The 23,901-nt window shown below is 32.1% G+C and carries 23 protein-coding genes; 14 read left to right on the forward strand and 9 right to left on the reverse strand.

Going from position 1 to position 23,901, the window contains the following annotated elements:
* Positions 1–112: 112 nt before the first annotated feature.
* The 5 genes from ACFQ1R_RS07280 (at position 113) to rlmB (ending at position 6,860) form a co-directional block, all read left to right on the forward strand.
* Positions 113–3,304 carry a SusC/RagA family TonB-linked outer membrane protein gene (locus tag ACFQ1R_RS07280; protein WP_379925471.1) on the forward strand — a complete coding sequence of 1,064 codons (3,192 nt, stop codon included), beginning with the start codon at positions 113–115 and terminating at the stop codon, positions 3,302–3,304.
* A gap of 18 nt (positions 3,305–3,322) precedes the next feature.
* Entirely contained in the window at positions 3,323–4,774 is a 1,452-nt protein-coding gene (locus tag ACFQ1R_RS07285) for a SusD/RagB family nutrient-binding outer membrane lipoprotein (protein ID WP_379925472.1), read from the forward strand.
* Between the two features lie 15 nt (positions 4,775–4,789).
* Positions 4,790–5,530 carry a BT_2262 family domain-containing protein gene (locus ACFQ1R_RS07290; protein ID WP_379925473.1) on the forward strand — a complete coding sequence of 247 codons (741 nt, stop codon included), beginning with the start codon at positions 4,790–4,792 and terminating at the stop codon, positions 5,528–5,530.
* Between the two features lie 59 nt (positions 5,531–5,589).
* Positions 5,590–6,042, forward strand: a complete 453-nt coding sequence (locus ACFQ1R_RS07295) for a lipid-binding protein (RefSeq protein WP_379925474.1) — start codon at positions 5,590–5,592, stop codon at positions 6,040–6,042.
* A 71-nt stretch (positions 6,043–6,113) separates the two neighbouring features.
* Entirely contained in the window at positions 6,114–6,860 is a 747-nt protein-coding gene (rlmB, locus tag ACFQ1R_RS07300) for a 23S rRNA (guanosine(2251)-2'-O)-methyltransferase RlmB (protein ID WP_379925476.1), read from the forward strand.
* Between the two features lie 3 nt (positions 6,861–6,863).
* On the opposite strand, the gene ACFQ1R_RS07305 is transcribed toward rlmB, so the two are convergent.
* Positions 6,864–7,598, reverse strand: a complete 735-nt coding sequence (locus tag ACFQ1R_RS07305; RefSeq protein ID WP_379925477.1) for a rhomboid family intramembrane serine protease — start codon at positions 7,596–7,598, stop codon at positions 6,864–6,866.
* Positions 7,599–7,826: 228 nt separating this feature from the next.
* Between ACFQ1R_RS07305 and ACFQ1R_RS07310 the strand changes: the two genes are divergently transcribed.
* Positions 7,827–9,104: a replication-associated recombination protein A gene (locus tag ACFQ1R_RS07310; protein WP_379925478.1), complete on the forward strand. Its 1,278-nt coding sequence runs from the start codon at positions 7,827–7,829 to the stop codon at positions 9,102–9,104.
* 79 nt (positions 9,105–9,183) lie between these two features.
* Here ACFQ1R_RS07310 and ACFQ1R_RS07315 read toward each other — a convergent pair whose 3' ends face one another.
* The 4 genes from ACFQ1R_RS07315 to radC form a co-directional block, all read right to left on the reverse strand.
* A complete protein-coding gene (locus ACFQ1R_RS07315; RefSeq protein ID WP_379925479.1) occupies positions 9,184–10,059 on the reverse strand; it encodes a hypothetical protein in 876 nt (291 codons plus the stop codon).
* Between the two features lie 42 nt (positions 10,060–10,101).
* The gene (locus ACFQ1R_RS07320; RefSeq protein ID WP_379925480.1) at positions 10,102–10,791 is read right to left on the reverse strand and encodes a YjjG family noncanonical pyrimidine nucleotidase; all 690 of its coding nucleotides are present in this window, start codon (positions 10,789–10,791) and stop codon (positions 10,102–10,104) included.
* Positions 10,781–12,082: a polysaccharide deacetylase family protein gene (locus ACFQ1R_RS07325; protein WP_379925481.1), complete on the reverse strand. Its 1,302-nt coding sequence runs from the start codon at positions 12,080–12,082 to the stop codon at positions 10,781–10,783. Before ACFQ1R_RS07325 ends, ACFQ1R_RS07320 begins: the two co-directional genes overlap by 11 nt.
* Positions 12,083–12,173: 91 nt before the next feature.
* Positions 12,174–12,872: a RadC family protein gene (gene radC, locus ACFQ1R_RS07330; protein WP_379925482.1), complete on the reverse strand. Its 699-nt coding sequence runs from the start codon at positions 12,870–12,872 to the stop codon at positions 12,174–12,176.
* A 64-nt stretch (positions 12,873–12,936) separates the two neighbouring features.
* Between radC and ACFQ1R_RS07335 the strand changes: the two genes are divergently transcribed.
* From ACFQ1R_RS07335 to ACFQ1R_RS07360, 6 genes are read left to right on the forward strand one after another with little or no spacing between them, the layout of a single operon-like run.
* Positions 12,937–13,530, forward strand: a complete 594-nt coding sequence (locus tag ACFQ1R_RS07335; RefSeq protein ID WP_379925483.1) for an FMN-binding negative transcriptional regulator — start codon at positions 12,937–12,939, stop codon at positions 13,528–13,530.
* Positions 13,531–13,547: 17 nt separating this feature from the next.
* Complete coding sequence (locus tag ACFQ1R_RS07340; protein ID WP_379925484.1) at positions 13,548–14,411, forward strand: alpha/beta hydrolase fold domain-containing protein; 864 nt, start codon at positions 13,548–13,550, stop codon at positions 14,409–14,411.
* Between the two features lie 27 nt (positions 14,412–14,438).
* Positions 14,439–14,993: an alpha/beta hydrolase fold domain-containing protein gene (locus ACFQ1R_RS07345; RefSeq protein ID WP_379925485.1), complete on the forward strand. Its 555-nt coding sequence runs from the start codon at positions 14,439–14,441 to the stop codon at positions 14,991–14,993.
* A complete protein-coding gene (locus ACFQ1R_RS07350; protein ID WP_379926321.1) occupies positions 14,975–15,304 on the forward strand; it encodes a prolyl oligopeptidase family serine peptidase in 330 nt (109 codons plus the stop codon). The genes ACFQ1R_RS07345 and ACFQ1R_RS07350 overlap by 19 nt, the downstream gene beginning before the upstream one ends.
* A gap of 25 nt (positions 15,305–15,329) precedes the next feature.
* On the forward strand, positions 15,330–16,217 hold the full coding sequence (locus ACFQ1R_RS07355; protein ID WP_379925486.1) for a dienelactone hydrolase family protein: 888 nt from the start codon (positions 15,330–15,332) through the stop codon (positions 16,215–16,217).
* Positions 16,218–16,228: 11 nt separating this feature from the next.
* Positions 16,229–16,690: a VOC family protein gene (locus tag ACFQ1R_RS07360; protein ID WP_379925488.1), complete on the forward strand. Its 462-nt coding sequence runs from the start codon at positions 16,229–16,231 to the stop codon at positions 16,688–16,690.
* 17 nt (positions 16,691–16,707) lie between these two features.
* Here ACFQ1R_RS07360 and ACFQ1R_RS07365 read toward each other — a convergent pair whose 3' ends face one another.
* On the reverse strand, positions 16,708–17,514 hold the full coding sequence (locus tag ACFQ1R_RS07365) for a 3-keto-disaccharide hydrolase (RefSeq protein ID WP_379925489.1): 807 nt from the start codon (positions 17,512–17,514) through the stop codon (positions 16,708–16,710).
* 368 nt (positions 17,515–17,882) lie between these two features.
* Here ACFQ1R_RS07365 and ACFQ1R_RS07370 point away from each other — a divergent pair, with 368 nt between their 5' ends.
* Both ACFQ1R_RS07370 and ACFQ1R_RS07375 read left to right on the forward strand, forming a co-directional pair.
* Positions 17,883–18,485 (forward strand): hypothetical protein, encoded by a 603-nt coding sequence (locus tag ACFQ1R_RS07370; RefSeq protein ID WP_379925490.1) that lies wholly within the window; start codon positions 17,883–17,885, stop codon positions 18,483–18,485.
* 130 nt (positions 18,486–18,615) lie between these two features.
* Positions 18,616–19,533, forward strand: coding sequence for a DUF4240 domain-containing protein (locus ACFQ1R_RS07375; protein WP_379925491.1), 918 nt, complete (start codon positions 18,616–18,618; stop codon positions 19,531–19,533).
* A 209-nt stretch (positions 19,534–19,742) separates the two neighbouring features.
* On the opposite strand, the gene ACFQ1R_RS07380 is transcribed toward ACFQ1R_RS07375, so the two are convergent.
* From ACFQ1R_RS07380 to ACFQ1R_RS07390, 3 genes are all read right to left on the reverse strand, one after another.
* Positions 19,743–21,146 (reverse strand): hypothetical protein, encoded by a 1,404-nt coding sequence (locus ACFQ1R_RS07380; protein ID WP_379925492.1) that lies wholly within the window; start codon positions 21,144–21,146, stop codon positions 19,743–19,745.
* Positions 21,147–21,241: 95 nt separating this feature from the next.
* Entirely contained in the window at positions 21,242–22,597 is a 1,356-nt protein-coding gene (locus ACFQ1R_RS07385) for a UDP-N-acetylmuramate--L-alanine ligase (RefSeq protein ID WP_379925493.1), read from the reverse strand.
* A gap of 219 nt (positions 22,598–22,816) precedes the next feature.
* The gene (locus ACFQ1R_RS07390; protein ID WP_379925494.1) at positions 22,817–23,770 is read right to left on the reverse strand and encodes a tetratricopeptide repeat protein; all 954 of its coding nucleotides are present in this window, start codon (positions 23,768–23,770) and stop codon (positions 22,817–22,819) included.
* Positions 23,771–23,901: the final 131 nt, after the last annotated feature.

The raw sequence follows: 23,901 nt of genomic DNA on the forward strand, positions 1-23,901 counted from the left end.
TTTTGCCGTTTTCTTAAAATTTAGAGTAAAACAGTAAATTTTAACCATTATTTATTGTTTTATTAACTTTTTATTATGATTTTTGACATTGACTAATTCAAATAATTATAAAATGAAAACAAAGTTTAGTGGAATTCTAACGCTACTACTAGCGTTTGTCGTGCAACTAACGTTCGCACAAGAAAAGACAATTTCAGGTACAGTATCAGATGGTTCTGGTTTACCGCTTCCTGGAGCAACTGTCTTAGTTAAAGGTACTGCTTCAGGTACATCAACAGATTTCGATGGAAAATATTCAATTAAAGCAAAACAAGGGGAAACTCTAGTAATTAGCTTTGTTGGGTATACTACCAAAGAAACAAAAGTTGGTTCATCTAATTTAATTAATGTAACTCTCAGCGAAGATGCTCAATCTTTAGAAGAAGTTGTGATCACTGCCTTTGGAACTCAAAGACAAGCTAGATCTCTTAGTTACGCAGCTACAAAAGTAACTAGTGAAGAACTTACTGAAGTCTCAACTGGCAATCCATTACAAAGTTTGTCTGGTAAAGTAGCAGGTGTTGACATTTCATCTCCTGCACAACCAGGTGCTTCAACAAAGGTTATATTTAGAGGTATTAGCTCTATTACTGGATCAAACTCTCCTCTATACATTATAGATGGATCTCCTATTCTTGACACCAATAGAAGTAGTATTGGGTCAACAAGTTCATTTGATGCTGGTTCTGGTCTTAATGACATAGATCCAAATAACATTGAAAGTATAAACTTTTTAAAAGGTGCAGCAGCAACTTCACTTTATGGTTCTAGGGGAGCTAATGGGGTAATTGTAATCAACACTAAAAGAGGTAAAAATAAGTTAAAAGTGAATGTTTCGTCAAGTATAGACTTACAGGAAGTTGCCCGTGTACCTCATTTTCAACAAGAATTTGGAACTGGTTGGGCAGGTGTTTCTTATTCTAATGTTCAAGGTGAAGGATCTACTGCTCAAAGTAATGAAAACGGTTCTTGGGGACCAGCCTTCAACGGTTTAGTTAAACCATGGAGTAGAATTATTAATAATCAACAATTGATTAAGGCTTATATCCCTTTGGAAAATAATGTAAGAGATTTTTATAACCGCGGTTATTCCTATAATAATTCAATAGGAATAAGTGGTAGCAATGAGAACTCAGATGTATCTTTTACTTTTTCACGTGTTGATACAGACGGGGTTATCCCATCAGACCAAGATTCGTTCACAAAAAACAACTTTGGAATTAACGCTGGGACTGGAAGTGATAAATTCAAAGCTAGGTTTAGTGCAAATTATGGTCATATAAAACAAGGTGCTGTACCTACTGGTCAAGGTGATGATGCAAGTTTCGGAAAATCATTAATTCAAGAAATGATACAAATGCCTAATGATGTTAGTATCGTAGATATGAAAGATTTATCTTCACTTTGGAATACTCCTAGTTATTTTTATACACCTTATGCTTCAAATCCCTACATTACTTTAGCTAGCAATGTGGTAGATATTGAAAAAGACAGGTTTTATGGAAATGCTAATTTCACTTACTTATTTAATGATAAATTTTCTGCTACTTATCAGTTGAGTACAGATATAGATAACCAAACAGTGAAAAGGTATGGATCTATTATAGAATATGTGCCTGGTTCTCCCCAAGATTTGGCAAATGCAAACGGAGTTGTAGGTGGTGTACAAGAAGCAAAGTATACTTCAAGACAATTTGATACCTATTTTAATCTAAATTATAATGCGAAAATTAATGATAAATTATCTATTAATGCGCTACTTGGTGTCAATTTCAATGAAACTAATTCGGATGTATTGGGTGTTACTGTGACAGATTTAGATTTACCTGATTACTATGAATTATCAAATTCAGCTAGTACACCAACTATATCACAAAGTAATGCTGTAAAACGCGTTTTTGGTGCTTACAGTCAAGTTGAATTAGGTTATCTAGAAAAATATTATTTAACACTAACTGCTAGAAATGATTCATCATCGTCACTTCCCTTTGAAAAGAATAGCTATTTCTATCCTTCAGCTTCATTTGCAGCAATTTTAGCGGATAATAATACTGTTTTTTCAAAACTTAGATTAGGTTGGGCTAGAATTGGTAATGATACAGGTGCTTATCAAATATTTGCTACAGCTGGACAATCAACAAACGCAGCTTATTATGGAAGTATTACTTATCCTTTTGGAGGTGTAAATGGTTATGAAATATTTGGAAGAATTGAAAATCAAAGTTTAAAACCTGAAATTACTGATGAGATTGAAATTGGGACTGAAACAAGGCTTTTTAATAATAGAATTAACCTTGATTTCACTTACTACAATCGAAAAACAAAAGATTTAATTGTAGACTCTCCTGTAGCCAGTTCTACTGGTTATAGTACAGTTACAGGTAATTTCGTTGATCTAACAAATAAAGGTGTAGAAATATCATTAGGTATAAAACCAATTGTTACAGATAGTTTTACTTGGGATGCTACTTTTACTTTTACAAAAAACATGAGTAATGTAGATAAAGTTCGAATTGAAGCAACTGAAGGCGAAACCAGTAAAATACTGATTTACAACGCTTATGACACGAATTTCTATGCTGAGGAAGGCAAACCTTTAGGTGTGTTTTATACACCAACACCAGACAAAACTGATACTGGAGAATATATAGCTAATCCAGATACAGGTTATTATACTTACAGCGGACAAGAAGGTTACGCAGGTACATCTCAAAGAGATTTTATTCTTGGTTTTAAAAACACATTTAAATATAAAAACTTTAGATTGTCTATGGGCTTAGATTGGAAACAAGGAGGTCAAATGTACTCATATACAAAAAGATTAAGTTATTTTGTTGGTAATGCCGTAGAAACCACATACAACGGAAGAAATCCTTTTATTATACCAAACTCTGTAGTGTCTGATGGTGCTGGTGGTTATGTTGAAAACACAACTCCTGTTGCTTATGATGATGTTACAGCTTTCTATAATGATTCTCAAAATGCAGCAATTGAAGGAGAACATATAATTAACAAAACTTTTGTTAGACTAAGAGATTTATCGTTATCTTATTCTGTACCAACAAGCCTTGTAAATAAATGGGGATTTACAGATTTAACATTCTCAGTTTACGGGCAAAATTTATTCTTATGGACTCCTTCAAACAATACGTTTGTTGACCCTGAAACCACTACTTATGGTAATGGTTTACGAAGTGAATTTGGTGAGTTTGCAACGAATCCTTCACAAAGATCTTATGGCACAAGTATAAAATTCACATTCTAAATTTAAATTATTGTACAAATGAAAAATATAACTAAAAATATAGCTAGTTTACTTTTAACTAGTTTATTAGTATTTACTTCTTGTAATACTGATTTAGACATAAATAAAGACCCAGATTTATTAAGCCCAGACCAAGTTCCTATGTCTGCAGAGTTACCCGCTGCTATTACAGGTATTGGAGGTGCTACTGGATCTTATTTAGCAATAGCTGGAGGTTTTTGGAGTCAATATTGGACACAAAGTGCTGTAGCCAATCAATACAAAGTAATTGATGATTATTCCTTAAACTCTTCAAATTCATTGATTACTGGTTTTTGGTTTGCTATGTATGATGCTTTAACCGATGTTAAAAACATAAAAGCTAATGCTTTATCTGAAAAAAACTGGAATTATTATTTAATAGCTACTACGCTTGAAGTGCATACTTCTCAAATTTTAGTAGATATTTTTGGATCAATACCATATTCTGAAGCTAACAACACAGCAATTTTAAATCCTAAATTTGAACAACCTGATGTTGTATATGATAAAATGGTTGCCGATTTAACCGAAGCTTTAGGCAAAAATTTCCTTGAATCCCCAATAGAAAATTCACCTGGAAGTACTGATTTAATTTTTGGAGGTGATATGGATAAATGGAAACAATTTGCAAACACATTGTTATTAAAACTATATATGAGACAATCTCAAGTTAGACCTACAATAGCACAGAATGGTATAAATGCATTATTATCATCAGGTGTTGAATTTTTATCTACTGACGCTGCTATAACTCAATTTGCGAATGAAGATAGTAAAAGTAATCCTTTGTATGAATCTGATAGACGCCAACTAAATGTTGGAACTAACCTGCGTGCAAGTCAAACACTAGGCGGCTTTCTTTCTGCAAATTCAGATGCTAGGTTAGCCAAATACTACAATGGAACAACTTTTCAAGTTCAAGGTAATTTTGATGAAGGATCTAGTAATGCCTCTGTAGTTATACTTACAGCTACAGATCCATTATACTTTATTTCAAAATCGGAAAGTTTATTTTTACAAGCCGAAGCAGATGTTAGATATGGTTCAGGAACTAAAGCTAAATCACTATATGATGAAGCTGTAAATGCATCTTTCAGTCGTTGGAACTTAACTTCTGGTTCACTTTTAACTGGCAACTATGCATACCCTAACGGTACAAGTTCTCAAAATTTAAAAGCTATTTTAACTCAAAAATGGATATCTTGTTTCCCTGGAAATGGTTATGAAGCATTTTTTGAGCACAATAGAACTGGGATACCTAAAAAATCTGCTATATCTCAAACTAGTGCTTCTTATGTTCAAGGAGAGTTTGCTTATTCTGTAGAAGGAAAAACAGGAGGTAAATTTCCTAGAAGATTTGAGTATCCTTCAACAGAATTACAGAGAAACTCAAATGCTCCTAGTTCAATAATTTCAATTACTGAACCTGTTTGGTTTGATTTAAATTAATTAAAAGAAAAAAAAATGAAAAATTTAAGTATATTTTTGTTAGTACTTCTTGGAGTTTTTACTTCATGTACTATTGATAACACAGACGGTGTTTCAAGTATTACAAATTACCCTATAATTACACTAAATGGTCCAGATGTTCTATTTTTGAATCAAGGTGATACTTATACTGATGCAGGTGCTGTTTCTACAGAAGGTGGCGCAGTGATTGAAACCACAACATCTTTCTCTAAAGGAGTTTATTTTGGAGGAGATTTTGGCACTGATTCACCAGATTTATATTTTGTTACTTACTCCGCAATCAATAAAGATGGATTTCCAGGTACTGCAACTAAAACAATTTGGGTAAAACCATCTACTGGTAATTTAACTTCTGATATATCAGGTCTTTATTCCTCTGATGTTCAAAGAGGTCCATCATTTTCTGTTACGGCTCAATATTCAGCTTTGAATTATGTATTTATTAAAAAAATAGGTACAAATAAATATGCAATTTCAGATGCCGTTGGAGGATATTATGACATAGGCCGAGGATATGGTTCTAATTATGCTACATCAGACGCAACAATAACAGTAAACGATTTAGCTACAAATAGCTTTTCATTTACCCCTGGACCAATTGCAGCCTTTGGAATCACATTAAATATGTCTAATATGGTTGTTGATGCTACAACAAAAACAATAACATTCACATCTACATATGGCACTGCATCTTCTGGTGTATTTAAAATACAATTAAAACAAGTTCAATTATAAAAAAATACTATATGAAAAATATAAAAATTAAATCTGTTTTAGGAGCATTAACACTGATAATGTTTCTAAGTTTGACTTCATGTGATGAAGTTGAAGATAATGATGTAGGAGGTTCTAAAGTTGAAGCTATGGCTGGTGATTGGTATGTTCAAACCTTCGTAGGGCAAAATTTAGCACTTGATTATTCATTAATCACTACCTATAACACAGCCTCAAATAGTGCAAATGAAATGTGGATAAATGACAATGGTCATATTTGGGAATTTTTAGCCAAAACACCTGTAAATCTGTCTGCTCTAACTTTTTCCGGGAATAACTTAGCTAGTGATTTTGATGGATACCAAATTACTGTTAATATTACAAATGGTAAGATAACAAAAGGTGATGTAATAACCCCTGCTGGAAATCCAACAGATGGAATATCTTTTGATATCGAATTTTCAGATGATCCTGGAACTATTTATACTATGAAAGGTTACAAAAGAACTGGTTTTGCTGATGATGAGCATTAATTAGTTTTCATTTTTACATTTTATAAAGCCGAAGAAAATAATTTCTTCGGCTTTTTTTATACCTTTAACCCATGGAAAACCAAACACAAATTTTTGGAATACGAGCTGTAATTGAAGCTATAAATGCTGGAGAAACTATTGATAAAGTTTTTTTGCAAAAGGGTTTAAAAGGTGATCTTTTTAGTGAACTAGAGTCATTATTAAACAAAAATTCTATAAACATATCATATGTGCCTGTTGAAAAACTTAACAGACTTACCAATAAAAACCATCAAGGTGCTGTTGCTCAAATTTCACCTATTGCATTTTATGATTTAGAAACACTAGTACTCAATGTTATAGAATCTGGAAAAATACCTTTGTTTTTATTATTAGATCAATTAAGCGATGTTAGAAATTTTGGAGCCATTATACGTACTGCTGAATGTACTGGTGTTTCTGGAATTATTATCCAGAAAAAAGGTGGCGCTCCTGTAAATGGTGATACTATTAAAACAAGTGCAGGTGCTGTTTTTAAAGTACCTGTTTGTAAAGTGGACCACATAAAAGATGCTGTATTTTACATGCAATCGTCAGGTATTAAAGTGATTGCTGCTACCGAAAAAACAGATAATACCTTATACGATGTTACTTTTACTGAACCTTGTGCTATTATTATGGGTTCGGAGGATAGAGGTATAAATCCTTCAATTTTAAAGGTGGTTGATGCTAAAGCAAAATTGCCTATACTTGGAGATATTGAATCTTTAAATGTTTCGGTTGCTTGTGGCGCTTTTTTGTATGAAGTGGTTAGACAAAGATTGACAATTGACAACTAATAATTATAAATTATCGCTACTTTTCTCTTTAAAAATGTAATTTATATCTGATTGATTTTGTTCCTCTTTAGGTTCTATTTTTTCAATGAAATTGCCGTTTTCATCAAAATGCTTTAAGAATGGGTCGTTAGAGTCATTATAGTTTGGTGTTTCCCATTCAAACTTATTAGGTTTAGCAATTGATTTTTTGAATAAAAAAGCAAATAATAAGCCTGTTATTAAACCTGAAAGATGGCCTTCCCATGATACGCCATCTTCAAGTGGTAATGCATACCAAATCATACTTCCGTAAAGGAAAACAACTAAAAGTGATAATGCTATAAGCCTATAATGTTTTGCTATAACACCTTTAAAAAATATGAAACTTACTAAAACGTAAATAAGTCCGCTTGCTCCAATATGGTATGATGGTCTACCAATACTCCATGTTAAAAACCCAGACACTATAATACCATATAGTAATACTTTCCAAGCGATTTGCCTGTAAAAATAGAATAATGCCGTTGACAATACGAAAAGTGGTATGGTATTATGATATAGATGGGAAATGCTACCGTGTATAAACGGACTTAATACCACGCCAGACAACCCATGTAATGTTTGCGGATAAATACCAAATTTATTAAAATGATACCCAAAACGTACTTCAAACCAATACACCAACCAAATGGTTAGTACAAAAAAGATTGGGTAGGCTATAACACCAGTTGAAAATTTAAAAGGATCTTGGTTATTCATAAAAATAAAGATAGCAAATAGTTAACCAATTTTGTATAAATGCTAAAATGGCAGTTGGGTGCATGAGCGATTGAGCGGTTTGTTTGAAATCCTTTTTGTTTTACTAAAAAAAACAAAAAGATTGAGTAGCGAAAGCGCGACCCCGATTTTTTTCGGGGACATGCCATATAAATAAAACTTAATTAAAATGAGATTCAAGTTTTAACAAGAAATAGTTAATTTTACAATATGAATGAGCCTTTAGCAGAACGTTTAAGACCCAAAACTTTAGCCGACTATGTGAGTCAAACCCACTTAGTTGGTACACATGGTACGTTAACGCAACATATAAAACAAGGTTTGATTCCGTCGATGATTTTTTGGGGTCCGCCGGGTACTGGTAAAACAACCTTGGCTAATATTATAGCATCGGAATCTGGCAGACCTTTTTTCGCTTTGAGTGCCATAAATTCGGGCGTTAAAGATATTCGGGATGTTATTGATAAGGCTAAACAAAGTGGTGGTTTATTTACTACTAAAAACCCTATTTTGTTTATTGATGAAATACATAGGTTTAGTAAATCGCAACAAGATTCATTACTACAAGCTGTTGAAAAGGGTTGGATTACGCTAATTGGGGCAACTACCGAAAACCCTAGTTTTGAGGTTATTCCTGCACTTTTATCGCGTTGCCAAGTTTATATTTTAAATGCGTTTAACAAAAATGATTTAGAGACGCTTTTAAAACGCGCTATTGAAACGGATGTACATTTATCTAAAAAAAACATAAAACTTGAAGAAACAACTGCTATTTTAAGGCTTTCTGGTGGTGATGCTAGAAAACTGTTGAATATTTTTGAATTAATAGTGAATTCTGAAGACTCGGATGATATTACGATTACTGATGCATTAGTATCACAAAAAATTCAAAACAACACAGCACGCTATGATAAAACTGGCGAACAGCATTATGATATTATTTCGGCTTTTATAAAATCTATTCGTGGTAGCGACCCAAATGCTGCCGTGTATTGGTTAGCTCGCATGATTGAAGGTGGTGAAGATGTAAAATTTATTGCTAGACGTTTATTAATTCTGTCAAGCGAAGATATTGGTAATGCCAACCCAACGGCATTGGTTATTGCAAATAACACATTTCAGGCAGTTGCTACTATTGGTTATCCAGAATCTAGAATTTTATTAAGTCAATGTGCTACTTATTTGGCTTGTTCGCCAAAAAGTAACGCATCTTACACAGCTATTGGCAAAGCACAACAATTGGTGCGTGAAACGGGTGATTTATCGGTGCCTTTAGATATTAGAAATGCACCAACCAAACTTATGAAAGAGCTTGGTTATGGCGAAAACTATCAATACGCACATAATTACGAAAATAACTTTGCCAACCAAGAGTTTATGCCCGATGCCTTAAAAAATACAAAGCTTTACGACCCTGGAAACAACGCTAGAGAAAATACCGATAGAGCGTTTTTAAGACAGCGTTGGAAAGATAAATATGGGTATTAGCTTGTTGTTAAGTTGTGTGTTGTTAAATGGGAAAATTTATTTCAGCTTAATACTTTAACGACAAAAAACGTAATGTTTATTAAAACTTGATATTAAGCACTTCCTGTTTTAAAACATTGTTTTCATAATATTCTAAAATCCAGTTATTAACTTTTTTGTATAGCGTAGCGTTTTTGTTTTCTACTAAAAAAACATCAGCAATACCTGTTTTTTTTATTTTGTAAACTACTTTGGGTGTACTATCAACTAATTGAAACCCATTTTCTATTACTTGTGCATATAAAACACCTGTTGGCACTTCGTTTACAGGTGTGTTAACAATTACAGGTTCTTTCACTATAACTTCCTTAACAGGAGTTTCTGTTACGGTTTCTACTTTTGTTTCAACTTTATCTGCTATTACAGTTTCTTTTTCCTTTTTTAGGTTTTGAATTTCTTCTTTTAATTGCTGTATTTCTTTTGAAACTTCGTTAGCTATTACTTTCTCTTCTATAATTGTTGTTGTTGCAACCGAAGTACTTGGTTCGTATTTATAATTTAAAGCTTCAACAGATTCAAAAGCTGCACGCAATGCTTCTGTATACGCTCGATTATATTCTTTTTCTCTACTTTCACCTATATCAGAAGTAAAAACAACTTGGTCGTCACAATTTTTAAGTTCTATTGCCAACTTCGTTTTAAACATACCTGAATCTTTTATTAAATTAGATTTTAATGCTAAACATCTGTTTTTAACCAAATCGTCTGGGTATTTACTACCTTCCATTAGTGCCTTAAAACCATATTTATTAAATAAAAATTCGGTTAAAGAATTTAATTGGTATTGGTCGTTTTCTTTTAAAAAATCGTATTTATTTGGTACAATTACATATTTATAATTGTTTAATTTAGATTGTGAAAACAGACTTGATGCTGTAAAGAACATTAGAAGTATTGCAATATATTTAGCTTTCATTTTTTTAATTTATAATTTTAACTCTTGTTGTAAAGATACACTTTATAAGTATTTTTTTAATTCTATTAAGCCTTTAATTTGTTTAACGGTTGTTTCATTTTTCATGTTATTGGTATCAAAATAAATAACATCCATTCCTACATTTAAAGCACCTTCAATATCTGCTTCATAACCATCACCTATCATGATGCTTCTAGTTACTTCTGTTTGCGCTTTTTCTAAAGCATAATGAAAAATTTGTGGATGTGGTTTTTTTATACCAATATCTTCACCATTTGTAATTGTTTTAAAATAATGGTGAATGTTTGATTTTGTTAATTTTCTATACTGAACTTCTTCAAATCCGTTTGAAATAATATGCAGGTTATACTTCAAACTTAAATAATCTAGAATTTCAATGGTATTCTCAAATAAATAATTATTATCGGTTAAATAGGTAATATAATCGTTTGATAATTTCTCAATCATGGCATCATCAACATGCACGTTTGTTGCTGTAAATGTGTCTTTTAAACGACCAAAACGCAATACTTCTTTTTTAATTTCAGCATCTCTATATAACTTCCAATATTGAAAGTTGATATCGCGATAATGTGATAAAAACTCTTTCAAATTAATGTTTATTGCATTCATTTTGAAAATCTTATCGAATGTTAACTCGGAGTTTTTATCAAAATCCCAAAGGGTATGGTCTAAATCAAAAAAAACATCTGTTATACCATTAATTTTCATGTCCTGATTCTAAAATAATATTAAACAATTCTTTAAATCCTTGCCAACGTTCAATATCGCTAAAGGTATAATTATGAAAAACAGGAACAAACTCACCATTTACTTGCTTCACTTCATTAATTATCTTATTTAACGTTTTCTTTTTATCTAATAATGACTGGTTTTTTAATAACACATAATCCATCACATGATACGAATGTATTTTAAGAGGTGTTTGAATTTCATAATCTAAATCGTAAAAGAAGAACGGTGTGCAAGAACCTGCTCGAAACCCTATTTGATTGACGTAACCCATTGTATAATCTTCTAAAATCTCTAACTCTATTAAATTTCTATACGATTCTGGTAAGTTTAGTTTTGAAAACGATTGGCGTGATGCTTTTAATGTGGTGTTCAAAATATCTTCCATTTTTTGCTTTTCTTTCTTTAAAACAGAAAAGCTATCAATGGCGAAAAATGATGTTTTTAAACCAACCTCACAGTAATCGGCAACGTGTTTTATAAGTGAAATAAACTGCTTTTTATTTGGGTTGATGCCTTTATCGTAGGTTGAGTAATCGCCTATTAAGAAGAAAAAAAGAAACTTAAATTTACTTTGTTTTTGCTTGTTTACAATGTACTTAAAGGTGTCGTACGGGTCGTGCTTCAAACCAAAAATTACCATAAACCTGTTGTACAAATTTTTAAGTTTTAAGGCAAATATATCTTTTACAACGCCTCCAAAACTTCGCATAATGCCTTTTAGTTTATAATGATACGGACTTGGCACATCTATAATTGGTTTGATACTGTATTGTTTTTGAGGAAATACAAATTCAGGAAAGTGACTTTGTAGCGCTTCCTTAAATTTATGTGCCCAAATATCTACTACGGGTTGGTGTAAAAATCCGTTTTTAAAAGCTATACTTTCAGTAGCTAAAAACCGTCCGTATTCGTCTTTTACGTGTGGTAAATACTCTTCATATCTGGATAATAAATAAAATGATGCTGCAAAAACATCAAAAGGAATAGCGCTTTTTTCACCATTAAAAAAGAAACACTTTGTATCGTCCCATTTTAATACATTAATATCAATATCATTTAAACCTTGTTCAAATAAAATATCATGACTTTTTATAAAAAACTCATTGCTTAATTGTTGTTTGGTGTATGATATTTTTAAACTGTCATGAGCAATAAATGCTTCAATTTTGGTTGTAAACGACACTTCAATTCCTAAAATACGTGTACAAATATGCTTAAAAACGTATTTTAATCGTGGTGAAATGGTATGTGTGTAAACTAAAAGCATCTAAAACATTAATTCCAATATTAAAATTCCAAAATCCAAAAATCCTATTAATTAAAATTTATTGAAATTGTTTTCATTTTTATCATTAACCTTACATAAGGTTTTCATCGGCAAAACTAAAGTATGCATTTTCGGTTATAATAAGGTGGTCTAACACTTTTATATCTAAACTTTCTGCGGCTACCTTTAGTTTGTTTGTTATTTGTTTATCGGCTTCACTAGGTTTTAATGTGCCCGATGGATGGTTGTGTGCTAAAATTAATCCAACAGCACCAACTTCTAAAGCGTTTTTTAGTACCAATCGCACATCAACCAACGTGCCTGTAATACCGCCTTTGCTTAATTGATTTTTTTGAATTACTTTATTAGAATTGTTTAAATAAATTATCCAAAACTCCTCATGTTGCAATTCACCAATTACGGGTTGCATCAACTCAAAAACCGATTTACTTGAACTTATTTGTTTTTTCTGTAAAGCCTCCTCGCCTCTTCGCCTTCTACCTAATTCTAAAGCTGCTGCAATGGTAATGGCCTTAGCTTCACCAATACCTTTAAATTCCATAAGTTGCTTGATGGAAAGCTTGCCAAGTGCATTCAAATTATTATCAACACTCGCTAAAATACGCTTGCATAAATCAACTGCACTTTCATTTCTGTTACCAGAACCAATTAAAATAGCAACCAATTCGGCATCGCTTAAAGTAGCTTTACCTTTGTTTAGTAATTTCTCCCGTGGTTGGTCGTCTTGACTCCAATTTTTTATTGAAAACGAGGCTTGTTTTTCTTGCATTAAGTAAAGATATATATTGTACTTTTATAAACCAATAATCGTAAATTTAAAATTGTAAATCTGTTTGAATTATCCACCAAAAATACATCAAGATACTAACATTAATCACATGATTGAAGTGATTAAAACCTACCCATTGGCCACCATCATTTCGGTAAAAAACAACGAACCACTTATTACGCACTTACCTTTAATTTATAATGAAGCTGGAAGATTAATTGGTCATATCGATAAGCAAAATCCCCAAGCAGCATTGCTAAAAAACAGTTTACCTATTACTGTTTTATTTTCAGGTCCGCAATGCTATATTTCGCCAAGTATTTATACAACTACACAATTACCAACTTGGAATTATATTAAAGTACACCTAAAAGGCACGGTTAATGCTATTGAAAGTAAAGAGGCTTTAAAAGAATCGATTATTAAAATGACTGAATTTCTTGAAGCTCCTGAACACAAATACATTTTAGAACCCGACAACCAACGTATGCTTGGTGCTTTAGATTATATTGATATGTTTGAAATTACAATTGATGCTTGGGAAGGCAAATTTAAACTCTCGCAAGACAAAAAACCTCAAGATATTGAAAATGCCCGAGCCGAATTAATACGCGCCAACCAACAAAGTATAGCGTATTTTTTAAATAATATATTTTAATACATAGCTACTTGTTTATGAAGTACATCATGCTCATCATGGCTTTTTTTTGCTATACACACATTTTCTTTGCTCAAGAAAAAGAATACACATCTGTTGAATATCCTGATGATTACACCGCAGAAATTGATGTAGTTTACACCCAAGTTAATAACTGGAAAGGCTACATGGATATTTTTACAAACCCGAATGCCAAAACACCAACACCTATTGTAATTAATATACATGGCGGCGGTTGGAAAAGCGGACAGAAAGAATCGCAAACAGGTCTTGAAACCTTTTTTAGTAATGGTTATGCCGTTGCCAATGTAAGCTACCGTTTGGTAGATGTAGCACCTGCGCCTGCTGCCATTCAAGATGTACGTTGTGCGTTGTTATACATTTATAGAAATGCAAAAAAACTAAATATAGACACCAATAAAATTGTTATTATGGGCGGTTCTGCTGGCGGGCATTTAGCACTTATGGCTGGTTTATTGGCCGACAATAATAGTTTTGATAGCAATTGCCCAAACTCCGAAAACATTAAAGTAGCTGCTATTATTGATAAATATGGCGTTACCGACTTAACACCACTTGCCTATAGAAATTCGCCAAGAGATTGGCTAGGGCTTAATAATATTGATGCCGAATTTGTAAAAAAAGTATCGCCTATAAATTACATATCACAAAACAGTCCTCCTATTTTTATAGCTCATGGTGATGCAGATCCTGTTGTGCCTTACAAACAATCGCTAATACTCTACAAACGTTTAAAAGTTTACAAGGTAAAAACCCGTCTTTTAACTATTAAAAAAGGCAGACATGGAAATTTCACCCAAAAACAAAACATCCTTTTAAGCAAAAGTATTTGGAAATTTTTGAATAACTTAGGGCTGTAACTCTAAATACAAATACCTTGTTTACACATGAAACAGTTGTTTTTATTAATAATTTTCAACCTTTTATGTGTAATTACTACACATTCACAAGAACAAACTTATAAGCCAGTAAAGTTTCCTGATGGTTACCAAAGTCAAATTGATGTAGTTTATACACAAGTGAATGGTTGGAATGGGCGCATGGATATTTACACAAACCCAACTACCAAAACCCCAACACCTATTGTTATCAACATTCACGGTGGTGGTTGGAATCATGGTGAAAAAGAATCGCAAACTGGTTTTGGTTCCTGGTTTAAAAATGGTTATGCTGTAGCAAACGTAGAGTACCGCTTGGTAAATGTTGCTCCTGCACCTGCTGCTATTGAAGATGTGCGATGCGCTTTAATATACATCATCAAAAATGCCAAAGCTTTAAATATAGATACAAATAAAATTGTTATTATGGGTGGTTCATCTGGCGGTCATTTAGCACTTATGACTGGTTTATTAGGAAATGATAAACGCTTCGACACCAATTGCAACCATGACAAAACCATTAAAATAGCTGCTATTGTTGATAAATATGGTGTTACCGATTAACACCTTTATCAAAATGGAAATCGGCAAAAAACTGGCTAGGAACCAACTACAACAATACCTCTTTCATAGAATCTGTTTCGCCGCTTTACCATGTAAACAACCAAAGTCCACCCACATTTATAGTTCATGGTGATGCAGATCCAACGGTTCCTTACCAACAATCTGTAGTTCTTTATGAAAAACTAAAAGCCAATGGTATTAAAACCGAATTTTTAACCATTACTGGTGGCGTTCATGGCAAGTTTAATGAAGAACAAAACAGCAATTTAAGCAAACGTATGTGGGATTTTTTAAATAACTTAGGGCTATAATACTGAAAAATAAAAACTTACAAAGATGAAAAAACTAACTAAAGAAGATATCAATCAAGAAGTTTTTGATTTATATGATGATTATGCTCATAATAAAATTGGCAGACGTCAATTTGTTGAAAAGCTCTCATTGTACGCCATTGGCGGTATAACCGTAGCGTCTTTACTAAGTTTTATGTCACCTAATTATATCGATTCACTATTAGTAAAACCAGATGATGAACGCTTAGATTCTGATTATATTACCTACCCTTCACCTAAAGGTGGTGGTATTATTAAAGGCTTACTGTCAATGCCTAATAACACAATAGATAAATTACCTGGCATTATTGTAGTACACGAAAACCGAGGTTTAAACCCTTATATTGAAGATGTTGGCAGGCGTGCAGCACTAGATGGTTTCATTTCACTAGCACCCGATGCGTTGTCTCCATTAGGTGGTTACCCTGGAAATGATGATGATGGACGTGAACTTCAAAAAAAACGCGACCGAAACGACATGCTTGAAGATTTTATAGCGGCGTTTAACTATTTAAGCACCCACGAACATTGCGATGGCAACATAGGTGTGGTTGGTTTTTGTTTTGGTGGTTGGATAGCAAATATGATGGCCGTAAACCTACCAACCTTAAAAGCAGCTGTTCCTTTTTATGGCGGACAACCAACTGCCGAAGAAGCAGCAAAAATAAAAACACCATTACAACTACATTACGCTGGTTTAGATACCCGTGTAAATGAAGGTTGGGATGCTTACCAAACCGTTTTAAAAGCTAATAACGTAGAATATGCTGCCCATTTTTACCCCGATGTAAATCATGGCTTTCATAACAATACCACACCGCGTTATGATGATAAAGCAGCAACATTGGCTTGGGATAGAACCATTGCCTTTTTTAAAGAAAGGCTTAAATAACATCATTTGAAATGAAAGAAATTAGTTTAATTTGCCTTTTAATTCTGTTTAACAACACAACACACACACAAAACAACACTGATTTTTCTATGACTTTCAATCATGTAGCGTTGTCTGTAAAAAACCTTGAACAATCTGCTCAGTTCTATAAAAACACACTTAACCTTAAAGAAATAACAAATAAAACAAAAAAAGATAGCCGAAAATGGCTTTCACTTGGTGATGGTAAAGAATTGCATTTAATTTCAGATTTTGAAGGTGCTATAATTGTAACCAAAGCTGTTCATATGGCATTAACAACATCAGATTTTGACGCATTTATTGAAAAACTTAAATCCATGCATATTAATTATACCGATTGGGAAGGTAACCTAAATATAATTAGTATTCGGGCAGATGGTATAAAACAAGTGTTTTTTCAAGATCCAGATGGCTATTGGATTGAAGTAAACAGCGTTGGGCAAACCAATTAACTATAGTAATAATATAATTACAGCTTTTTAAGCAGAATATTTCTGTATTCTACTTTCATAGGTGGACCAACATGAACCTGTACGCCTAAATAACCAGAAAATGCTTGATTAATTAAATCGGCATCAATAACGTCACTCATCAAAACATCATTAACATAATGTTGTAATCTGTTGCCTTTAATTATAAGATGTACTTGGTTCCATTCGCCATTTTTAATTTCTAATTTTAAAATATCAGAATTGCCTAAAGATTCTAAAACTTCTCTAATTTGCCAACAATTCTTTTCAATGTTTGATTTTAAATCAACTACGCTATCTTTATTTTCAATGATAACTTTTTCACCTCGGTAAGCTAAAGTAGTACGTTTTCGCTCTTCGTAGTTTTGCCCTGTATATCTATTCTTGCCATCAATATCTGCCTGATAACCTCGTAGCGCAAACGGCACATCTGCAATAAGCTCACTTCGGTAATTAATGCCACTATTCCCAGCTTCAGAAATTCTATACTCCAATTTTAATTCAAAATCAGTTGGTTGGTCGCCTTGCCAAATAATAAAACTATTTGTTTTTAAAATAGTTTCTGGCGTAATTTCTCCAACCAAATTACCATTTTCAACACGCCAATAAGTTGGGTCTCCAATCCAATCTGTTAAGGTTTTACCATCAAATATTGGCAAAAAGCCTTCATCGTTTTCACTAAAAGGTATTTCGTTATTATTTTCAGGCTGTTGTGCATTTACTTCAAAAAATAAAAAATTGCATAGTAGCACATACATCAAACCTGCATTTAATATATTATTTGCTCTTAATCGTGTTCGATTCATAATTTTTTTTAAGTAAAATGACCATTATAACATATACCATCGGGTTTGTAAAATTGTTGTAAGCATACCAATAGCCTGTGCCAAAGTATAAAGTAAAAATAGGATTTTATACGTTACAAATAACCGTATTGATGAATACTTTAAAGGTAATGCCAAAACTATTATGCAACGGTTTCTTTAGTAAAATATCTATAAAATGTAAAAGCAGACTAAAATAAAATCCATTTTAAACAATCGACAAATAGTAACCGAGTATTTAAAAATTAATTTATGTAAGAGGATTTTTATTATATTCGTAGGCATATAAATTACATATAAACAATTGTTTTTATCCAGTTGTTTTAGCAAAAATTAAAACCAACAGTGGAATGACAAGAGAACAACATTTATCATATTGCAAAATTTGCCTGAATAGGAAAATGGATATAAAAAAAGGACTAGTCTGCAACTTAACAAATGAAATCGCTGACTTTGAAGAAACTTGTGAGAATTTTAAAGAAGATTCTATTGAGAGAAAAAAATTAGATTCTATACCAAGTATTCAAGAAGTTGAAAGTACTGCAAAATTAAGTAATGGTTCGCAATGGTTTATTTGGATTTTTGGCTTATCTGTGATAAACACTTTAATCCTATATTTTGGTGGGCAAGTTTCATTTATTTTTGGACTTGGAATTACTCAACTTTTTGAAGGAATTTATATTGGAATTTTTGGAGATTTAAATTTATTAGGAGTAATAATAAGTATCTTAATTTCTGGAATTTTTGCGATTATTTGGCATTTTTCTAAAAATTTGAGTAAAACAGCTTTCATTATTGGAATGATAATTTATGGAATAGACGCTTTGATTTTATTAGCATTTCAGGATTGGCTAAGTTCTGGAGTCCACTTGTATGCGTTGTTTATGATTTTTAAAGGATACCAAAGTGTTGACGAATTGAAAAAAGAAAAAACTTTCACTAGCAATGTATAATCACAATTACAGCGGATTCGATTACGTCCGAATCCTGACGGATTTACTAAAATCTGTGATAAACCGAAAATCCTCAAACACAAAATCGCATTATTCTTATGCATAAATATTAGCCACAATTAACCAAAAAATGAACGAATTAACTAAACTTGGAAAAAAAAGAACAATACTAATTTCAATAAGTATTTTATTAATTTCAATTCACACAATATATTTTTATCATTCTGTAAGACCAGAAATCGAGTCAAAAAAACTTATCCAACAAATAATAAGATTTTTATTGACAATCGGACTTTTAATAATGGTATATAAAGGAAAGAATTGGGCGAAAATTGTTTCGATAATTTTATTCTCTATAGCAATTTTAGGAGCATTAGTTGGCTTAGGAACTTTAGATACACCTTTTGTGAATAAGATCCCTTTATTAGTTATGATTTTTGTCTATTCAATAGCAATTTATCATTTCGGTTTTGCTGAAAGTTTTAAAGAGTTTTTTAAATTTCAAAATACTGAAATCACTATATCATATCCAGATTCTAAAAAAACAATGGAATCAGAAAAATTTTGGAAAATTATTGAATTTACCAAATCTGAAAGCACTGGAGATTATGAAAAACAACAATCTCTACTAAAAAAAGAATTGCAAAAACTTACAGTAAAAGAGGTTTTAGAATTTGACAATAAATTTAGAAAATTAAGAGGAGAAATCTATACTTGGGATTTTTGGGCTGCTGCTTATATAATAAATGGAGGATGCTCTGATGACTGTTTCTCGGATTTTCGGGGTTGGTTAATTGGACAAGGAAAATCTATATTTGAAAATGCAGTTAAGAATATTGAAACACTTTCAGAACTCCATGAAACAAATGATGGAGATTGGGAAGGCTTGAGTTATATTCCAACCGAAGTTTATAAAAAAAAGATAGGGAATGAGATGCCTCAAGGAATTCAAGAAAATTTTAAAATTACTGGAGATGAATGGGAAGAAGACGAAAATGAATTGGAAAGCAGATATCCGAAATTATGGGCAAAATTTGGAGTAAAATAAAATAACTGAGGCTAACAATAGTTTATAAGTAATTGCTTATTTCCCCCCGACTAGTGCAAATGTCTCGCTCATGCCCACTATCCAAATCATTTATCTTTTCTAAATTACAAAACAATTAATAGCATAATTCTTAACACACTATCATGGTTATTAGTAAAAGATTAAAAAATATTTTGCCTTTTCTTATCTGTACGATTGGAACGTTCGCACTAACGTTTGGCATCTTTTTTAATTAAGTTTTCCTTAATAATTATTGGATACTTAACTTTTAAAATTGTCTGTTCCTTTCTAAACGATTCATTATAATCGTACTCATGCGCTCTAAAAATTGTTTGCTCATTTTCCCTTAACCTATGTGCTGCCGCAAAATGTGAGCTCAAGACAGTTATATAATCTTGATACACGATATCTTCATTATACATATACAATACCAACGTTTTAGGTTTTATATATTTTTTGAATTTATCAACAAGTTTGTCCTTTGAAATTTCCTCGCCATTTATTCTAACCATTTTTTGAATAGAAACATTCACTGTATCATTAAACTGATAATTTTCAGTATAATTTGGCACTGGTGGGATGGGAATATCTTTTTTTAATTTAATTTCAAAAAACGATTCTGTAATCATTTTATCAATCCCTATTTTTTCAAATCTAGAAGCCATTAAATTATCATTATGAACATCGTATACAATTTTTCGTTGGTTGATACTATACAGCTCCGCTTCAAACATTTTTATATACTTAATAGGCATGTTCTTGCTAGCAGAAATTCGAACTGCTAAAAATGGCATTAGCTCTTCTCTTATAAATATTCTTCTTTCTTCAATAAAAGAAGCTACATCTTCCAATGCAATTTTATTTTTATTCTCTGTATTGATCTCTAAATCATTATTCTCATTCAATTGAAGTTTAAAACTTACTTCCCAGTCATACTGAATCATTCTATCACTATAAAAATCAGAATGAGGCAAGTCTATAATTGGATTTTGACTAATTGATAATGCATCTATTGCCTTATAATCTATAATATTTATTCTACTTAATCCAAAAACTAAAAGCATCATAAATAGCAAATGAAGTAATTGAATTTTAAACCGGTTTTTTTTAAAAATACAACTTAAATTTTTCCATGATTCTAAATACAATACACCTAATAATAAATAAGATGAAAATTTAAAATATGGAAGAAAATTAAAATCCATACAACACATCGAGAAAACCCCAAAAACCAATCCTATTTTAGTAAACCAGTATGAAAAATTAAAGCTTAAAAAAATTTGATCATTAAGTATTCTTTTTCTTTTTGGATTAAGTGGACTTACTACTTGTTGTGGCTTACTAAGAAGTAAATTAATAAATATGGAGTTAGCAAAAATAAAAGATAAACCAGCAAAAAAAATATTATAAAAATTTCTGTCTGATTCACTTAAAATGTTTGAAAAATTTTCAAAACCAAAAGATAGGACTCTGAATGCCTCTCTTAAAACATAAAAGAAAGCGTAAATAGTGTATGCTGTAGCTAAACTAATGACGAAACTTAAAACAAAACGTTCATTAGAAATTTTCCTAAAGTTTACTGATGAATCGAAAAAACGTCTATTAAATTTCATTGACAGCTACATGTAACACATAAGTATAAACTTATAATAAAAAGTTACAAGTTAACCATAAGATAAATAAAGATTCCTGCTTTCACTGGAATAAACTATCCAATAAGCTCCTTAACCTCATCAAAATTAAGTCCGCCATAATTACCAGAACTCATTAACAGCAGCGCTTTATTATCAAAGTTTTGCGAGAACAGGAAGTTTTTAAAATCATCTGGATTGGTGTAAATAATAAGGTCTTCACGCTCAAAAGCGGTGGCTATTTGCTCGTGGGTTACTTCTTTAAGTTTTTTAATTTCTACGGCGTGTGGCGAGTAAAACACAACGGCAACATCGGCAGCATCTAATGCACCTTTATATTCTTTTAAAAATTCGGCATTTAAACTGCTGTATGTATGTAATTCTAAACAAGCTACAACGGTTCTGTTGGCATATTGCTCTTTTACTGCTTTAGTTGTTGCTTCTACCTTACTTGGCGAATGTGCAAAGTCTTTGTATGCAACACTGGTTTTACTTTCGGCTATTTTTTCTAAGCGTTTGCTAGCACCTTTAAAGCTTGCAATGGCTTCGTAAAAATCGTCTTCATCAACACCCATGTGTTGGCATATCCATTTAGCACCTGCTAAGTTGTTTAGGTTGTGTTTTCCAAATACTTCAATAGGCAATGGTCCTTCAGGTGTTTCTAATAAGGTTTCACCATCTTCAACAGTATATTCGGGCGTGTAGTATGGCAATTTACGGATGGTATTTACTGAAGCTTCTACAACACGTTTTACTTCGGCGTCTTCTTCATTATACGTAATGCTTCCGCCACTAACAATGGAGTCTACAAAAATGCTAAACTGCTCTACGTAATTATCATAGGTTGGGAATACGTTAATATGATCCCAAGCAATACCGCTTAACAGGGCAATATTGGGTTTGTATAAATGGAATTTTGGACGTCTATCAATAGGTGAACTTAAATATTCATCGCCTTCAAGCACCATAAAATCGTTGGTTTCTGTAAGTTTTACCATCACATCAAAACCTTCTAATTGCGCACCTACCATATAATCAACATCCCGATTGTGGTAATGCATAACGTGTAAAATCATGGACGTGATGGTGGTTTTTCCATGGCTACCGCCAATAACTACACGGGTTTTGTGTTTAGATTGCTCGTACAAAAACTCGGGATAACTATATATTTTAAGCCCTAATTCTTGAGCTTTTAATAACTCTGGGTTATCGGCTTTGGCATGCATACCTAAAACAATAGCGTCTAAACTGGTATTTATTTTTTCAGGAAACCAACCATAGGTATTGGGTAATATCCCTTTAGCATTTAATCTGGATTTTGAAGGTTCGAAAATCTCATCATCGCTACCTGTTACTTTGTAACCTTTATTATGCAATGCAATGGCTAGATTATGCATAGCAGAACCACCAATAGCTATAAAATGTACGTTCATTAATTAAGTATTAAAGTTACAAAGTTACAAAGTTTCAAAGTTAAAAAGGCTGTAATTTACAAAGTAGTTATGTAAACTAAGGCTTTAACTAAAAGCTGCTGATAGGGTTGCGTAGGGGTTGCAGTTAAAATCCTTTTTATAAGGTATGAGCAAAAAGATTGTAACCTTAGATTGCGCTAAAGGTAAACTTCAAAACCGACGCAGGGTAACACTCAAATTTTAAAGCTTCAATATGCGTTGTTTTTCATCTTTAAAGTGCTTGGTTTTTGGCGATTCAGCAAGTGCTAAATCAATATACTTTAAAGCTGCTGCTTTATTTTTTTTATGGGCATAAATTTGAGACAATCTGTAATGCGCCCATGCTTTTGTTACACCGTCTTTTTGTGAGTAGTTTTTTAAATAGGTTTGCAAACATTGTGCGCCTTTTTGCAACTCGATGTTGTATTGTGCTGCTATTTTACCCATTTCGTAGTCTAGGGTGTTTTTGTTGTGTTTTTCTTTGGCATCTTCTAGATTTGCAATGGCTTTTTCGGGTTGCTTTTGCTTTTCGTAAAAGTTGGTTAATTTATTATAACACCATAATGAACCACTTTCTTTTATAGCTAATTTATAGTATTTCTCGGCAAGTTCTGGTTCATCATCAGACTCAAAAATAAAACCTTTCGCTAAGTAACCATCTACTTTTGAAAGTTGCTCTAACTGGTAAGCATATTTTAATGCCATGTTTTTACTACCACCTAAAACTGCTGGTATTTTCATATAATATTCTACCAAAGCCCAACGTACATTTTTGTGTTTTGGGTCTAATTTAGCTGCTTTGTGTAGTGCCGATTCAATATCGTCTAGCATACCTATGGCAGTAATTTTACTTGAAATTAAAGCTTTCATACCCATAGCTCCACCATATTTATAATGGTATTCAGCATTTTGCGGGTTCGCTTTTCTTAAATTTTGATATATAGCTATGGCTTCGTCCCATTTTTTTTGGTGTCCGTAGGTATCGCCTAATAGTTCGAGTGCTTCTAAATCTTTTGGGTGATTTTCTAAGTAAACCGTTATCTTAATTTCGGCTTTATCATATTGTTTGCGCTTAATTAAATCTTCAAAACCATCTAATTTAGATTGACTAATTGCTAATGCAGGAAAAAGTAGTAGGTAAATTATTTTTCTCATAACATGTAATTTGTTAACAAATATCAATACGGCTTTTTAACTAAAAATAACTAATTTCACTCAATCAAATGAACTATTCACTCATTTGTAGTTTTTTGGAATAACTTTTGAAAGTAATTTAACGACAAATT

Origin of the sequence: Mariniflexile jejuense, from assembly GCF_042675665.1 — a bacterium.
GTDB lineage: Bacteria > Bacteroidota > Bacteroidia > Flavobacteriales > Flavobacteriaceae > Mariniflexile > Mariniflexile jejuense.

Coding starts and splice junctions, on each gene's coding strand:
- ACFQ1R_RS07280 (WP_379925471.1), top strand. CDS start 113: ATGAAAACAAAGTTTAGTGGAATTCTAACGCTACTACTAGCGTTTGTC.
- ACFQ1R_RS07285 (WP_379925472.1), top strand. CDS start 3,323: ATGAAAAATATAACTAAAAATATAGCTAGTTTACTTTTAACTAGTTTA.
- ACFQ1R_RS07290 (WP_379925473.1), top strand. CDS start 4,790: ATGAAAAATTTAAGTATATTTTTGTTAGTACTTCTTGGAGTTTTTACT.
- ACFQ1R_RS07295 (WP_379925474.1), top strand. CDS start 5,590: ATGTTTCTAAGTTTGACTTCATGTGATGAAGTTGAAGATAATGATGTA.
- rlmB (WP_379925476.1), top strand. CDS start 6,114: ATGGAAAACCAAACACAAATTTTTGGAATACGAGCTGTAATTGAAGCT.
- ACFQ1R_RS07305 (WP_379925477.1), bottom strand. CDS start 7,598: ATGAATAACCAAGATCCTTTTAAATTTTCAACTGGTGTTATAGCCTAC.
- ACFQ1R_RS07310 (WP_379925478.1), top strand. CDS start 7,827: ATGAATGAGCCTTTAGCAGAACGTTTAAGACCCAAAACTTTAGCCGAC.
- ACFQ1R_RS07315 (WP_379925479.1), bottom strand. CDS start 10,059: ATGAAAGCTAAATATATTGCAATACTTCTAATGTTCTTTACAGCATCA.
- ACFQ1R_RS07320 (WP_379925480.1), bottom strand. CDS start 10,791: ATGAAAATTAATGGTATAACAGATGTTTTTTTTGATTTAGACCATACC.
- ACFQ1R_RS07325 (WP_379925481.1), bottom strand. CDS start 12,082: ATGCTTTTAGTTTACACACATACCATTTCACCACGATTAAAATACGTT.
- radC (WP_379925482.1), bottom strand. CDS start 12,872: ATGCAAGAAAAACAAGCCTCGTTTTCAATAAAAAATTGGAGTCAAGAC.
- ACFQ1R_RS07340 (WP_379925484.1), top strand. CDS start 13,548: ATGAAGTACATCATGCTCATCATGGCTTTTTTTTGCTATACACACATT.
- ACFQ1R_RS07345 (WP_379925485.1), top strand. CDS start 14,439: ATGAAACAGTTGTTTTTATTAATAATTTTCAACCTTTTATGTGTAATT.
- ACFQ1R_RS07355 (WP_379925486.1), top strand. CDS start 15,330: ATGAAAAAACTAACTAAAGAAGATATCAATCAAGAAGTTTTTGATTTA.
- ACFQ1R_RS07360 (WP_379925488.1), top strand. CDS start 16,229: ATGAAAGAAATTAGTTTAATTTGCCTTTTAATTCTGTTTAACAACACA.
- ACFQ1R_RS07365 (WP_379925489.1), bottom strand. CDS start 17,514: ATGAATCGAACACGATTAAGAGCAAATAATATATTAAATGCAGGTTTG.
- ACFQ1R_RS07370 (WP_379925490.1), top strand. CDS start 17,883: ATGACAAGAGAACAACATTTATCATATTGCAAAATTTGCCTGAATAGG.
- ACFQ1R_RS07375 (WP_379925491.1), top strand. CDS start 18,616: ATGAACGAATTAACTAAACTTGGAAAAAAAAGAACAATACTAATTTCA.
- ACFQ1R_RS07380 (WP_379925492.1), bottom strand. CDS start 21,146: ATGAAATTTAATAGACGTTTTTTCGATTCATCAGTAAACTTTAGGAAA.
- ACFQ1R_RS07385 (WP_379925493.1), bottom strand. CDS start 22,597: ATGAACGTACATTTTATAGCTATTGGTGGTTCTGCTATGCATAATCTA.
- ACFQ1R_RS07390 (WP_379925494.1), bottom strand. CDS start 23,770: ATGAGAAAAATAATTTACCTACTACTTTTTCCTGCATTAGCAATTAGT.